The sequence below is a fragment of the Pandoraea sp. PE-S2T-3 genome (assembly GCF_002179965.1).
Classification (GTDB): Bacteria; Pseudomonadota; Gammaproteobacteria; order Burkholderiales; family Burkholderiaceae; genus Pandoraea.
On sequence record NZ_NGUQ01000011.1, the window covers coordinates 226,146 to 238,961 of the forward strand.

Here is a 12,816-nt window from a genome sequence, read left to right on the forward strand (position 1 = left end):
TGTCCTCCGTGACAAGAGGTGTTTCAGCTTGCAAAGTGCCGCTTATTGGTGCGACTTGTTCGTGCCACTGATTCGTGCGGCTTATTCGTCGCGTTCGCCCGGTTCGTAAAGCGCTTCACGGCCAATGCGATCGAGGCAGAGTTCGGCCGTCCACGGCAGCATCAGCGCGCCGCAACGCGAGTCGCGATACATCCGTTCGAGTGGCAGCGTCTTGAGCATCGACTGTCCGCCGCACGTGCGAATCGCCAGACGGCACATCTCGTTGGCGTTCTCCATGATCGTGTATTGCGCAGCGTAGGCACGCAGGCGCGCTTCCTTGCCCGGGTCGGCGCGGCCGTCCTGCAACGCACGCAGGAAAAGTGCGCGCGTCTGCTCGAGCATGATGTGCATCTGCGCCACCGCGATCTGCTTGGTCGGATACATACGGCGCTTGATCGGTGCGCCCATGCCCTCGGCTTCGCCGCGCAGGTATTTCACGGTGAAATCATAGGCCGCCTGCGCGATGCCCATGTAAGTAGGCGCGAGCGTCATGAACATGTGCGGCCAGCGGCTCGCCGCCTGATAGTAGACGCCGCGCGGCATCAGTTGCAGTTCGTCCGCCACGAACACGTCTTTGAACAACAGCGTGCGCGAGACCGTGCCGCGCATGCCCAGCGGGTCCCAGTCGCCGGTGACCGTCACGCCCGGCGCGTCGCCCGGCACGGCGATATACATCGTGTCTTTCATCGACAGCTCGGGCTTGTCTTCGGTACAAAGCACGCCGTAGTAGTTGGCGGCCCCCGAGAGCGACGCGAAGATCTTGCGGCCGTTGATCATCCAGCCGCCATCGACCTTGGTGGCCGTGGTGCCGAACGGGGCCTTGCCTGCGGCGGCCGCGCTGCCTTCGGAGAACGGCTGCGCGTAGACCGCGCCATCTTTCGTCACGCGGGCGAAATGATGCTCGCGGTAGCGGGCGTGTTCGACGCGCTGTTCCTCGGTCATGTCGAGATCGTCGGCCAGAATGCCGGTCCACATCATCGAACACGTATGCATGTTGAACGTGAGCGCAGTCGCGCCGCAGTGACGGCCCAGTTCGGCCGACACCATCATGTACGTGGCGAAGTCCGCCCCCAGCCCGCCTTGTGCTTCGGGAATGCAGAGCTTGAGCAGCCCGGCGGCACGCATGTCGTCGTAGTTCTCGAACGGGAACGTCGCTTCACGGTCCCAGCGCGCGGCGCGCGGCGCGAGTGACTCGCGTCCCACCTGCTCGGCGAGCGCCAGCAGACGACGTTGCTTGTCGGTGAGCGGATAGTGTTCGCCGACGATCGAAGGGGGCTGATAGGCCACGGTTGTCTCCTAGAGTGTTGCGAGGAAAGCGCGCACTTCGACGTCGAACGGCGTCGCATGCGTCAGATTCATCAGATGGCCCGCGCGGGGCAGGCAGACGTAACGAACGGTGGGGGCATTGACGATCGCTTCCGCCATGCGCGCCATCACCTTAGGCGGGGCATTCGTGTCGTGTTCGCCGGCAATGAGCAGCACCGGCACGGCGAGACGCGCGAGCGCCGCACGTTGCTCGAAACCGACGAGCGCCTGCAACGCCGCGCGATACGCATCGGGCGTGAGTGCGCCCATGGCGTCCACGGCAATGGCGTGGGCGCTTGCGCGTGTCGCTTCGTCGGGCTCACCCAGCATGCCGGGCACAATGGCTTCGGCCATCTGGCGCAGTGTCTTGCCCGCATCGAGCGGCGCGGTGCGCTGACGCACGAATTCGCGCTGAAAATCGCCATCCGGTTTGCCGAACGCGGGCGATGTGCCGCAGAGCACCAGCGCCGCCACATCGCGCGTGGACGGTTCGCCGCGTGCCATCAGTTCCTGCGCCACCATGCCGCCCATGCTGTGCCCGACGAGTACGAAGCGCGAAGCGCCTGTCTTCGTCAAAGCATCGAGCAAGGCGCGCAGGCTGTCGGCCAGCGCGGCCATCGTGGCGATTGCGGGCATCGGGCTCTCGCCGTAGCCGGGCATGTCCCAGGCGACGACGCGATGCCCGTCGCGCGTAAAGGTGTCAAATTGCGCCGGCCAGACGTTGCGATTGCCACCGATGCCGTGCAACAGCACCAGTGTCAGAGGCCCCTCGCCCGCCGATCGGAAGGCGGGCGCCGGCGTGCTGGCGGCCGTCATGCGAACTCGCCTTGCAGTAATCCGTCGCGTACGACGACGTCGCCGTCGAGCGCAATGGTGCAGCGGCGCAACGGCAGATCGAAGTGACCCAGCGTATGACGCCCCGCGACCTCGTTCGCCCCAGTCGAATAGAGGAAGTTACCGGCGAAAGCGCGTTGCTCGGTGCCGTTGCAGTCGCGTTTGTCGTAACAGGCGAGCGCATCCCAGCGGGCACGTTGGTTCAGGCCGAAACCGACATGCGACACCGCGTAGGCGTCGCGGTCGCCCCACGCGGCGAAGTACTCGCGCATGAGATCGACGTCGACGCCTTCGCCCTCGATCTCGACGACGTAATCGTCTTCGACCGTGAGCGCGATGCGGTCGCGCAAGTACTGTTTGAACGTGAGATTGATGTCACCGGGTGCCAGCACGAGTTGACCGTTGACGCTGTGTGCGGCGGGGAATGCCAGTGCGAGACCGCCCGGCCAGTGCGCCACTTGTCCCGGTTTCGCGCACCAGCCCCAGACACCGCCGACGCGCGCGTCACGCAAACTGATGCGCAAATCGGTACCGGCTTTCGAGGTGACGTGCATTTCTGCTGCACTGCGCAAACGCTTGATCGCGGCGCGCACTTTCGGCTCCAATGCCGGGTCGGTGGCACAGCGTTCCAGAATTTCGGGGTGTTCGTTCGAGACCATCAGCACGCGCGCGCCGCCGCCCAGAATCTCGGGCAGTTCGGGGGCGTGCAGCAGCCCTTCCACGGTGCAGTCGACGACCAGCGCCGCCCCCTTGAGGGCCGCCACGACAGGGGCAAGCTGCCCTAGTGCATCGCTGGCGCCGGTGGAGCGCACGGGCACCGGCGCGCTCACGCGCGGGCTCGGCACGACCAGTCGGAAAGGCCTCGCGCCGAGCGCCTGAGCGGCGAGTTCGGCTAATTCCACATTGACAGGCCGGGATTGCGTTTCAGCTACAATCGCCACCACATCACCGGGTTGTATGTCGCAGCGCCGCAAGGTCTCGGCAAATACGTCGATCCACTTATGCTCGATTCGCTCGATCAGCATATCGTCTCCTGAGCGTCTGACCTCCCGCCTGCCAGGGGCCCATGCCCCATGGCACATCGTCGGCCGTCACGCGTCTTGTCGATCTGTTGTTCGTGCCATAGTATATGAATATTCATACAAATCAACCCGATCAAATTTGCCCGACGGGAGTGCAGGGACAGTGAACGCCAAACGCGCCACGGCGCCAGATTTCGACAACGCCGCCTTTCGCCAGGCACTCGGGCAATTTGCCACGGGCGTCACGGTCATTACCACGCGCGCCGACGACGGCTCGCTCATCGGTATTACGGCAAGCTCCTTCAATTCGGTGTCGCTGACGCCGCCGCTCATTCTGTGGAGCCTCGCGACGCGCGCGGGCAGCATGCCGGTGTTTCGCGAGAACTCGCACTACGCCGTGAATGTGCTGGCGGCCGATCAACTCGACATCTGCCAGCGCTTTGCCACGATGAAGGGCGACCGTTTCGCGGGGGTGCCGTACACGCTCTCGGCGTCAGGCACGCCGGTGCTCGACGGTGCCCTCGCGTGGTTCGAGTGTCATAACCGCAGCCGCTACGACGAAGGCGATCACGTCATCTTCGTGGGCGAAGTGGAACGTTGCGGTGTGCACGCCGATGTGGCCAATCGCATGCCGCTCGTCTTCCACGCCGGCGGCTTCCACAAGCCGCAGTCGCTCGGGTAGGCGCGGGGTCATGGGGATGGGAGCGGGCGTGCCGTTTGTCGACGACTATCTGGCGTATCTGCTCGCCCGCGCGAGTGCGCTCGTCTCCGATGAGTTTCATCGCGAAGTCGCGGCTGCCGGTCTGGGGGTATCCGAGTGGCGCGTGTTGGCCACGCTCTCCGACGGGCAGGCGCGCACTATCAATCAACTGGCCGATATCGTGCTCGCCAAGCAGCCGACGGTGACCAAGGTCATCGACCGGCTGGAGGCCACCGGCGACGTGGTGCGCGGCGAAAGCCCGACCGACCGGCGCCAGTCGCTCGTCTCGCTGACCGATGCGGGTCGCGAGCGCGTTGCGCCGCTGCTGGTCAGTGCGCGCCACCATGAAGCCGGTGTGCTTGCACGCTTCGGCGCCGAGCAGTCGTCGCAACTCAAGGACACGCTGCGTCGGCTCATCGACGAAATGGCGCGCTGACGCGTTCGCAGCTTTGGTCTGTGCTGGATCGCATTGGCCGGTGCCGCCCGGCACCCACGGCGAGCCCTTCAGCACCTCCCTCCCTCACGCCAGATCCTCTGCTTGGGTCCATTCCGGACCTGACACGGCGCTGTCCTAAACGACACGGCACGATTGGTTATAAATTCGACCACTTCGCCATATTGTCGAATTTTCTGTCGAATAATCCATAAAAGCGTTTGTACGGCGGCGAATGCGCTCGCCGCAGCCAGCGAATACGCAAGCACTTGCAACGCGAATTCTTCTAAGATGCCCTGTATCGAATCTTGTATTTGAGCAAGGCCATGACCGCACCCCACAACCACCGCACCGACACGCGTCGCGTGTGGGATATCAGCCCCCCGCTCTCGACCGACACACCGGTCTGGCCGGGCGACACGCCGTTTTCGGAAGAAGCGGTGTGGCAGATCGGCCCCGGGTGCCCCGTCAATGTCGGACGCATCACCCTGTCGCCGCACACGGGCGCGCATGCCGATGCCCCGCGTCATTACGACGAGGACGGTGCGTGCATCGGCGAGGTGGCGCTGGAAACCTATCTGGGGCCCTGCCGCGTGATCCATTGCCTCGGCGCTTCGCCGGTGGTCACGCCGGACATGGTTGCCGCGCATCTGGCCGACGTGCCGCCGCGCGTGTTGCTGCGGACGTACCAACAAGCGCCGGTGTCTCGTTGGGACAGCGCGTTTTGTGCCGTCGCTGCCGAGACGATCGATCTGCTCGCCTCGCACGGCGTAAAGCTCGTAGGCATCGACACGCCGTCGCTCGATCCGCAGGAAAGCAAAACGATGGATGCGCACCATCGCATTCGCGCGCATCGCATGGCGATTCTCGAAGGACTCGTGCTCGATGCGATTGCCCCGGCCGATTACGAATTGATTGCGCTGCCGCTCAAGTTCATGCGGCTCGATGCGAGCCCCGTGCGCGCCGTGTTGCGCTCGCTCATCTGAAACGCCTGACAAACACACACAGAGCCACGCGCGGTCCTTCTCGAACGGATGAAATGAAGGACTGACGCGGGCCGTACGAAGGACATCGTCGTCACGCGGCGAACCCGCCGAGCGTGGCGACGATGACCTTGCACTTCACAAACCTTTTCGATTTTTAACGCATTGTCTTTATTCAATACCTGACACCATGACGTCTTCCCGCAATGACTGTTTGGCCCTCGACGCGGCCGATCCGCTTGCCCCGCTGCGCGCACAATTCGACCTGCCGCAGGGCGTGATCTATCTCGATGGCAACTCACTGGGTGCGCGTCCGATCGCCTCGGCCAAGCGCGCGCAAGAAGTGATTACCGGTGAATGGGGCAACGGCCTGATTCGCAGCTGGAACGATGCCAACTGGTTTGCGCTGCCGCGCACGCTCGGCGATGCGATGGCACCGATCGTCGGTGCCGGCAAGGGTGAAGTGGTGGTGACCGACACGACGTCGAGCAACCTCTTCAAGGTGATGGCTGCTGCGCTCGATGCGCAACGTACGCGCGCACCGCAACGCAAGGTGGTCGTCTCCGAGCGCAGCAACTTCCCGACCGATCTGTACATCGTGCAAGGCCTCACGCGCCTGCTCGACGACGGCTATTCGCTGCGCCTGATCGACTCGCCGGCCGAACTGGTGGGCGCGTTGGGCGATGACGTGGCCGTGGTACTGCTCACGCACGTGAACTACCGCACGGGCGCGATGTACGACATGGCGGCGCGCACGGCCGAGATTCACGCCGCCGGCGCACTCGCCGTGTGGGACCTGTGCCATTCGGCCGGCGCCGTGCCGGTCGACCTGAACGGCGCGAACGCCGACTACGCCGTGGGTTGCACGTACAAGTATCTGAACGGCGGCCCGGGCTCACCCGCATTCGTGTGGGTGAACAAGCGTCATCAGGACACGTTCTGGCAACCGCTGTCGGGCTGGTGGGGTCACCGCACGCCGTTTGCCATGACGCCGGAATACACGCCGGACGACGGTATCGGCCGCTACCTCTGCGGCACGCAACCGATCGTCTCGCTCGCGCTCGTGCAATGCGGTCTGGACATCTTTGCGCAAACGTCGATGGAAGCACTGCGCCGCAAGTCGCTAGCCCTCACGGACCTGTTCATCAAGCTGGTGGAAGAACGTTGCGCCGAGTTCCCGCTCACGCTGGTGACGCCGCGCAACCACGCCGACCGTGGTTCGCAGGTGAGCTTCGAGCATCCGGAAGGTTTTGCCGTGATTCAGGCGCTGATCGCCCGTGGCGTGATCGGTGACTACCGCGAGCCGCGCATCATGCGCTTCGGCATGACGCCGCTGTACACGAGCTTTGCCGATGTGTGGGACTCGGTCGAGATTCTGCGCGACGTGCTCACCACCGGTTCGTGGGACAAGCCCGAATTCCATCGCCGTGGCACGGTGACCTAAGCAGGAGCAGTACGCATGACAAAGACCTCTACCCCCGCCAGCAACGTGCATGACCTCCCGGGCAAGGCGTCACAAGCGCCTGATGCGCCGCAGGGCGGTTGCCCGTTCGGACACGGCGCATCGGCCGACGCACCGGCGGCGGGCAGTGCTGCTGCGGCGTCGACCGCATCGTCGACTGCTTCGTCGACTGCTTCGTCGTCTGCCTCTGCGGGCGACTCGCAATGGCACGACGCCAAGCTCGACTTCTCGAAGAGCATGAGCTACGGCGACTATCTGTCGCTCGATCCGATTCTCAATGCGCAACATCCGCGCTCGACCGATCACAACGAGATGCTGTTCATCATTCAGCATCAGACGAGCGAGTTGTGGATGAAGCTGGCGCTCTACGAGTTGCAGGCTGCGCGCACGGCGGTGCACAACGACGCGCTGCCGCCTGCGTTCAAGATGCTCGCTCGTGTGTCGCGCATTCTTGAGCAGTTGGTACAGGCGTGGAGCGTGCTCGCAACGATGACGCCATCGGAGTATTCGTCGATGCGTCCGTCGCTGGGTAGCTCATCGGGCTTCCAGTCGTACCAGTACCGCATTCTCGAGTTCATGCTGGGCAACAAGAACGCGGCGATGCTCAAGCCTCACGAGCATCGGCCGGACTTGTTCAAGCTAGTGGAAGCGGCGCTGAACGCGCCGTCGTTCTACGACGAGGTGGTGCGTTTGCTGGCGCGTCGCGGTTTTGCAATTTCCCCGGCGCGGCTCGATCGCGACTGGACATTGCCGACGCCGCATGACGAGAGCGTGGAGGCGGCCTGGCTTGAGGTGTATCGCAACCCGTCGCAGCACTGGGAGCTTTACGAGATGGCCGAGGAACTGGTCGATCTCGAAGATGCGTTCCGTCAGTGGCGCTTCCGTCACGTGACGACCGTCGAGCGCATCATCGGCTTCAAGCAAGGGACGGGGGGTACGAACGGTGCCCCTTATCTGCGCAAGATGCTCGATGTGGTGCTGTTCCCGGAGCTTTGGCACGTGCGTACGTTGCTGTGAGCTTGCCGTGAGGTGGTTGTAATGCGGCAGTGAGGTTGTTGATGCCGGTGGCGTTGCTGCCGGCATTGTTCTATCGACGGCCCGGATCGTTCAGTCGGACATCCGGGCCGTGGTGATTTGGCGATCTGTTGATTACGCCTGCCCGGTCAGGCGCGCCGCCAGTTGTTTCAATCGCGGGCCGATTTCGTCGCGGAACACCGCGTCGGGAATCGATGACGACGGGCCGCTGCAACTGATGGCCAGCCATCGGTTCTGCCGCACGTCGCGCAGCGGGACCGCCACCGCGTTCACCCCCTCGTGCCACTCGCGAAACGAGTAGCAGCAGCCTTCGCGCTTGTACGACTCCAGCCCCTTCTCCACGCTCGCCTCCAGCGCAGCCCAGCCAATATTGCGCAGCGCCGCCGGATTGGCGTCGTAAGCGTCGTGCAGGTCGGCCAGCATGGTCTCGCGCTCGGTCGGCGTCATCACCGCGAGGTAGACGCGCCCCATCGAACTCGTCAGCATGGACAGGCGTGAGCCGGCCGTCAGCCCCAGCGTGAGGTGCGCGGCGTCGCTGCGGATGGTTTCGAGGTACATCATGTCGAGTCCCTCGCGACAGCCGAGCGAAATCGAACACCCCATTTCCTTCGCCAGCGCGCGCATATGCGGACGTGCAAGCGTCAACATGTCCGTGCCGTTCAGGAAGGCGTAGCCGAGTGCCAGCACACCGGCGTCGAGTGCGTATTTGCCAAGATCGACGTCGTAACGCAGATAGCCCAGTTCGGTGAGCGTGTACGCCAGCCGGCTCACGGTCGCCTTCGGCAACCCGGTGCGCGCCGCAAAGTCGCGGTTGCCGAGCAATGCGTCGTCAGGACCGAATGCCCGCAGTAACTCAAGGCCCCGCGCGAGCGCCGTCACGAACTTGCGCTCATCATGCGACGGCGGCACACCATGCGCCGGCGCCCCGGCAAAGGCAGACAAAGACGTTTTGACCACAGCCATCGCACACTCCGCGTCAAGAAATAAAGGACGGCCGGTGCACGCACCAGCCGTTGCCCGACAAAAAACTTTAGTGTTAAACTAACTTCGATTTCAGAACATTGTTCCGCATTGCGGAACTTTCGTCAAGACGTCGATTTCCGCAAACTCGCTGAATCGACACAGGTCGCGAGACTGTTTTTCGAGGACATCGGAGGAGATAGGTCATGGCAGGCAACGCACAATTTCATTGGGAAGATCCGCTGTTGCTCGACGCACAGCTCACCAGCGACGAGCGCATGATTCGTGACGCCGCTGCGGCGTACTCGAACGACAAGCTCATGCCGCGCGTGCTCGAGGCATTCCGTCACGAACGCACCGACGCCGCGATCTTCCGCGAAATGGGTGAAATCGGCCTGCTCGGCCCGACGATTCCCGAGGAGTATGGCGGCCCGGGCCTGAGCTACGTGGCGTACGGTCTGATCGCGCGCGAAGTGGAGCGTGTCGACTCGGGTTACCGCTCGATGATGTCGGTGCAGTCGTCGCTCGTGATGGTGCCGATCTATGAATTCGGCAGCGAAGCACAGAAGCAGAAGTACCTGCCGAAGCTGGCCAGCGGCGAGTGGATCGGCTGTTTCGGCCTGACCGAACCGAACCACGGCTCGGACCCGGCCGGCATGATCACCCGCGCGAAGAAGGTCGCCGGTGGCTTCGAGCTGAGCGGCAGCAAGATGTGGATCACCAATTCGCCGATCGCCGATGTCTTTGTCGTGTGGGCGAAGCTCGCTGACGAGAACGGCGAAGAAAAGATTCGCGGCTTTATTCTGGAAAAGGGCTGGAAGGGTCTGTCGGCCCCGGCAATCCACGGCAAGGTGGGTTTGCGCGCGTCGATCACCGGCGAAATCGTGCTGGATCAAGTGTTCGTGCCGGAAGAAAACCTGATGCCGGGTGTCTCGGGACTGAAGGGTCCGTTCACGTGCCTGAACTCGGCGCGCTATGGCATTGCCTGGGGCGCTCTGGGTGCCGCCGAATACTGCTGGCACACGGCACGTCAATACGTGCTCGACCGTCAACAGTTTGGCCGCCCGCTCGCCGCCAACCAACTGATTCAGAAGAAGCTCGCCGACATGCAGACCGAAATTACGCTGGGCCTGCAAGGCTGCCTGCGTCTGGGTCGCATGAAGGACGACGGCACGGCTGCGGTCGAAATCACCTCGATCATGAAGCGCAACTCGTGCGGCAAGGCCCTCGACGTGGCACGTCTCGCGCGTGACATGCTCGGCGGCAACGGCATCTCGGACGAATTCGGCATCGCGCGCCACCTCGTGAACCTCGAAGTGGTCAACACGTACGAAGGCACGCACGATATCCACGCGCTGATTCTGGGCCGGGCCCAAACGGGTATTCAGGCGTTCTTCTGATCGTCTGCCGATCCTCTCGCAGGATCAAAAGCGCGAACCGTATGCACTAGCGGTATGGTTCGCGCTTTGCCCGACTTGTCGGGTACGCGTCGTTCTCAGGCCGCGTGTTGCGGGCCGTCAATCCCCCGAGCAACGGCGCGTACCCGACAAGCAGTCATGCCGACTGAAAAGCTAGTGGCAGACCGGGTAAGACGCGGACTGCATGGCCGAGCAAGTAGCCGGCGGAAGATCCACATGCAAAACAAAAAGCCAGCTCTCTCGAGCTGGCTTTTTTTGTGTCCGCCGGTGGCATCGCCACCGGGTACGCACGGCCGATTACTTGTTCGGCTGCGGCGTCAGACGCAGGTACGGACGCACGGCCTTGTAGCCCTTCGGGAATTTTTCCTTGAGCACGGCTTCGTCCTTGAGCGACGGCACGATCACCACGTCTTCGCCATCTTTCCAGTTGCCCGGGGTGGCGACCGAGTAGTTGTCGGTCAGTTGCAGCGAGTCGATGACGCGCAGGATTTCGTCGAAGTTGCGGCCCGTGCTTGCCGGGTAGGTGATGATCAGGCGCACCTTCTTCTTCGGATCGATCACGAACAACGAGCGCACCGTCACGGTTTCGCTGGCGTTCGGGTGGATCATGTCATACAGCTGCGAAACCTTGCGGTCGGCGTCAGCCAGGATCGGGAAGTTGACCGAGGTGTTCTGCGTTTCGTTGATGTCGCTGATCCAGCCCTTGTGCGACTCGGCATCGTCCACCGACAAAGCGATGGCCTTGACGTTACGCTTTTCGAACTCGCCTTTCAGTTTGGCGGTCAGACCCAGTTCGGTCGTGCACACCGGCGTGTAGTCGGCCGGGTGGGAGAACAGAACGCCCCAGCCATTGCCGAGGTATTCGTGAAACTTGATAGTGCCAACCGACGAGTCCTGCTCGAAGTCGGGAGCGATGTCACCCAAACGCAAAGTCATTTACGGTCTCCTTGAGATCCTTCAACTGAGTGGGGTAAAGACTAAAGGATGCTAAGCTTTGCAAGAACGAATAAAAAATTGGTTGCAAATAAGAATTGGAAATATAGCGCCGCAACGGCTGTTGTTTTCTGGCAACGACACGTTGAAAGCGTTACGATAACCCCCATATCCAACCTTAGCCCTTTTTGCATTGACTCCCAAGGCAATTGGGTGACGACTTTGTCGCAAGTGCATACCAACTAGGAGAAGTTCATGACGGACATCAAAACCGTATTGGCTGACGCCGAAGACCTGCTCAAGCAAGCCGCGAACACGACCGGCGAACGCGCATCCGAGCTGAGCGACAAAGCATTGGCGCTGCTCAAGCAAGCGAAGGAAAAAGCCTCCGACGTGCAAGTCGTCGTGGTGGAAAAGAGCAAGCAAGCGGCCCGCGTGACCGACGACTACGTGCACGATCATCCGTGGCAAGCCGTGGGCATCGCCGCCGGTATCGGCGTGGTGATCGGCCTGTTGCTCAACCGCAAGTAAGCTGTTGTCAGTCAGTGTTGCGTCGGCGGTTGCCGGCGCGAACGGTTCACAGCACCGCTGACTAGCTGCCCGCTACTCGCTATTCGCCCACTCAGTCTGAAGCGGAGCTCGCCTGACCCAGCGCCATGGCGCAAAGGTTCGGGCGGCCCGCCGAGCCCAGCCCATGACCGACAATGATCGCACGACCCCGCCGCGGCCCTCGCTGCGGCGCATCGCCGGCGCGTTGCTCGAGATCGTCCAGTCGCGCATCGAACTGATCGGCATCGAACTCACCGAGGAAAAAGAGCGCCTGATGGGTGTGGCCTTCCTTGGCCTTGCCGCGATGCTCTTTGGCGTTCTCTCGCTCGTCTCGCTGACCGCCCTGGTCATCGTGGTGTTCTGGGACACGTATCGTCTCCAGGCGATGACCGGCATTTTCATCGTGTATCTGCTGCTCGCCTTGTGGTGCGCACTGCGCGCACGCAATATCCTGCGCGATGCCCCGATGCCGTTCGAGGCCACGCTGGCCGAGTTCGAAAAGGACCGCGACGCCCTGCGTCCGGACTGAAGGAGACCGCCCCGTGCCGCTAGAACCCAATCGCACCCGGCGCCAGCGCCCCTCGCGGCGCTCGCGTCACGACCTGCTGGCGATTCGAAAGGAACTGGTACTCACTCGTATCGCCGTCGAACGCGCCGAGTTGATTCAGGTAACGCACAACACGCGCGAACGCCTGCGCAATTTCCGCTGGATGCGCTATTTGCTGCCCGGCGGCCTCTCGAAGCTCAGCGGCCTCGGTGGCCTTGGCGGGCTCGCCGGCTCCGGCCTGAAGCTCGGCGGCCTGCTTGAACGCTACCCGCTCGTCAGCTCCGTCGCGTCCATCGCACTGACCGGTTTGTCGCATACACCGGTCGGGCGCGTCGTACGCCGTGGCCTCAAGTGGGGCGGCCTTGGTGTGCTGGCTTATCAAGGCTTCAAGATGTGGCAGCAATCGAAGACGCCGGGCGATACCACCGATGGTGCCTCCTCAACGACAGCCACCACCGGGCAATCGAACACAGCCGGGAGTACGACTTCGACGCGTACCACCAAGCCCGGCGCGAACGATGGCGGGGCGCCGCCGCTCATTTAGCTCGTGCGTCCTTAGCAGGCTCGTCCTTTCATCTCCCATGCTTTGAACCTGT

At 63.0% G+C, this 12,816-nt stretch carries 14 protein-coding genes; 9 read left to right on the forward strand and 5 right to left on the reverse strand.

Annotation, left to right across the window (positions count from 1 at the left end; genetic code table 11):
• Positions 1-81: 81 nt before the first annotated feature.
• Genes CDV46_RS08330 through CDV46_RS08340 form a run of 3 tightly spaced genes read right to left on the reverse strand, consistent with a single transcriptional unit; the run spans position 82 to position 3,203 of the window.
• Positions 82-1,326, reverse strand: a complete 1,245-nt coding sequence (locus CDV46_RS08330) for an acyl-CoA dehydrogenase family protein (RefSeq protein WP_087722289.1) — start codon at positions 1,324-1,326, stop codon at positions 82-84.
• Between the two features lie 9 nt (positions 1,327-1,335).
• Complete coding sequence (locus CDV46_RS08335) at positions 1,336-2,160, reverse strand: alpha/beta fold hydrolase (RefSeq protein ID WP_087722290.1); 825 nt, start codon at positions 2,158-2,160, stop codon at positions 1,336-1,338.
• On the reverse strand, positions 2,157-3,203 hold the full coding sequence (locus tag CDV46_RS08340) for a peptidase M29 (RefSeq protein WP_087722291.1): 1,047 nt from the start codon (positions 3,201-3,203) through the stop codon (positions 2,157-2,159). Before CDV46_RS08340 ends, CDV46_RS08335 begins: the two co-directional genes overlap by 4 nt.
• 160 nt (positions 3,204-3,363) lie before the next feature.
• Here CDV46_RS08340 and CDV46_RS08345 point away from each other — a divergent pair, with 160 nt between their 5' ends.
• The 5 genes from CDV46_RS08345 to kynA all read left to right on the forward strand — a co-directional run bounded on the left by CDV46_RS08345 (position 3,364) and on the right by kynA (position 7,795).
• A complete protein-coding gene (locus CDV46_RS08345; RefSeq protein ID WP_058377675.1) occupies positions 3,364-3,882 on the forward strand; it encodes a flavin reductase family protein in 519 nt (172 codons plus the stop codon).
• A 16-nt stretch (positions 3,883-3,898) separates the two neighbouring features.
• Positions 3,899-4,336 carry a MarR family winged helix-turn-helix transcriptional regulator gene (locus tag CDV46_RS08350; protein ID WP_087722292.1) on the forward strand — a complete coding sequence of 146 codons (438 nt, stop codon included), beginning with the start codon at positions 3,899-3,901 and terminating at the stop codon, positions 4,334-4,336.
• 323 nt (positions 4,337-4,659) lie between these two features.
• Positions 4,660-5,319 carry an arylformamidase gene (kynB, locus tag CDV46_RS08355; protein WP_087722293.1) on the forward strand — a complete coding sequence of 220 codons (660 nt, stop codon included), beginning with the start codon at positions 4,660-4,662 and terminating at the stop codon, positions 5,317-5,319.
• 187 nt (positions 5,320-5,506) lie between these two features.
• Positions 5,507-6,760: a kynureninase gene (gene kynU / locus CDV46_RS08360; RefSeq protein ID WP_087691576.1), complete on the forward strand. Its 1,254-nt coding sequence runs from the start codon at positions 5,507-5,509 to the stop codon at positions 6,758-6,760.
• A 15-nt stretch (positions 6,761-6,775) separates the two neighbouring features.
• The gene (gene kynA / locus CDV46_RS08365; RefSeq protein ID WP_087722294.1) at positions 6,776-7,795 is read left to right on the forward strand and encodes a tryptophan 2,3-dioxygenase; all 1,020 of its coding nucleotides are present in this window, start codon (positions 6,776-6,778) and stop codon (positions 7,793-7,795) included.
• A 132-nt stretch (positions 7,796-7,927) separates the two neighbouring features.
• Here the strand turns inward: kynA and CDV46_RS08370 are convergent, their stop codons facing one another.
• Positions 7,928-8,776 (reverse strand): IclR family transcriptional regulator, encoded by an 849-nt coding sequence (locus tag CDV46_RS08370; RefSeq protein ID WP_249277740.1) that lies wholly within the window; start codon positions 8,774-8,776, stop codon positions 7,928-7,930.
• Between the two features lie 203 nt (positions 8,777-8,979).
• On the opposite strand from CDV46_RS08370, the gene CDV46_RS08375 reads away from it, so the two are divergent.
• The gene (locus tag CDV46_RS08375) at positions 8,980-10,173 is read left to right on the forward strand and encodes an acyl-CoA dehydrogenase (RefSeq protein ID WP_058377669.1); all 1,194 of its coding nucleotides are present in this window, start codon (positions 8,980-8,982) and stop codon (positions 10,171-10,173) included.
• A gap of 315 nt (positions 10,174-10,488) precedes the next feature.
• Here the strand turns inward: CDV46_RS08375 and CDV46_RS08380 are convergent, their stop codons facing one another.
• Positions 10,489-11,127, reverse strand: a complete 639-nt coding sequence (locus CDV46_RS08380; protein ID WP_058377668.1) for a peroxiredoxin — start codon at positions 11,125-11,127, stop codon at positions 10,489-10,491.
• 252 nt (positions 11,128-11,379) lie between these two features.
• Here CDV46_RS08380 and CDV46_RS08385 point away from each other — a divergent pair, with 252 nt between their 5' ends.
• The 3 genes from CDV46_RS08385 (at position 11,380) to CDV46_RS08395 (ending at position 12,764) form a co-directional block, all read left to right on the forward strand.
• Positions 11,380-11,655: a DUF883 family protein gene (locus CDV46_RS08385; RefSeq protein ID WP_087691578.1), complete on the forward strand. Its 276-nt coding sequence runs from the start codon at positions 11,380-11,382 to the stop codon at positions 11,653-11,655.
• Positions 11,656-11,818: 163 nt separating this feature from the next.
• On the forward strand, positions 11,819-12,202 hold the full coding sequence (locus CDV46_RS08390; RefSeq protein WP_087691579.1) for a phage holin family protein: 384 nt from the start codon (positions 11,819-11,821) through the stop codon (positions 12,200-12,202).
• A gap of 13 nt (positions 12,203-12,215) precedes the next feature.
• On the forward strand, positions 12,216-12,764 hold the full coding sequence (locus tag CDV46_RS08395) for a DUF3318 domain-containing protein (protein ID WP_087691580.1): 549 nt from the start codon (positions 12,216-12,218) through the stop codon (positions 12,762-12,764).
• Positions 12,765-12,816: the final 52 nt, after the last annotated feature.

Bases quoted from the DNA above. Each gene is read 5' to 3' on its own strand.
- CDV46_RS08335 (WP_087722290.1), bottom strand. From the start codon at position 2,160: ATGACGGCCGCCAGCACGCCGGCGCCCGCCTTCCGATCGGCGGGCGAG.
- CDV46_RS08340 (WP_087722291.1), bottom strand. From the start codon at position 3,203: ATGCTGATCGAGCGAATCGAGCATAAGTGGATCGACGTATTTGCCGAG.
- CDV46_RS08350 (WP_087722292.1), top strand. From the start codon at position 3,899: ATGGGAGCGGGCGTGCCGTTTGTCGACGACTATCTGGCGTATCTGCTC.
- kynB (WP_087722293.1), top strand. From the start codon at position 4,660: ATGACCGCACCCCACAACCACCGCACCGACACGCGTCGCGTGTGGGAT.
- kynU (WP_087691576.1), top strand. From the start codon at position 5,507: ATGACGTCTTCCCGCAATGACTGTTTGGCCCTCGACGCGGCCGATCCG.
- kynA (WP_087722294.1), top strand. From the start codon at position 6,776: ATGACAAAGACCTCTACCCCCGCCAGCAACGTGCATGACCTCCCGGGC.
- CDV46_RS08370 (WP_249277740.1), bottom strand. From the start codon at position 8,776: ATGGCTGTGGTCAAAACGTCTTTGTCTGCCTTTGCCGGGGCGCCGGCG.
- CDV46_RS08375 (WP_058377669.1), top strand. From the start codon at position 8,980: ATGGCAGGCAACGCACAATTTCATTGGGAAGATCCGCTGTTGCTCGAC.
- CDV46_RS08380 (WP_058377668.1), bottom strand. From the start codon at position 11,127: ATGACTTTGCGTTTGGGTGACATCGCTCCCGACTTCGAGCAGGACTCG.
- CDV46_RS08385 (WP_087691578.1), top strand. From the start codon at position 11,380: ATGACGGACATCAAAACCGTATTGGCTGACGCCGAAGACCTGCTCAAG.
- CDV46_RS08390 (WP_087691579.1), top strand. From the start codon at position 11,819: ATGACCGACAATGATCGCACGACCCCGCCGCGGCCCTCGCTGCGGCGC.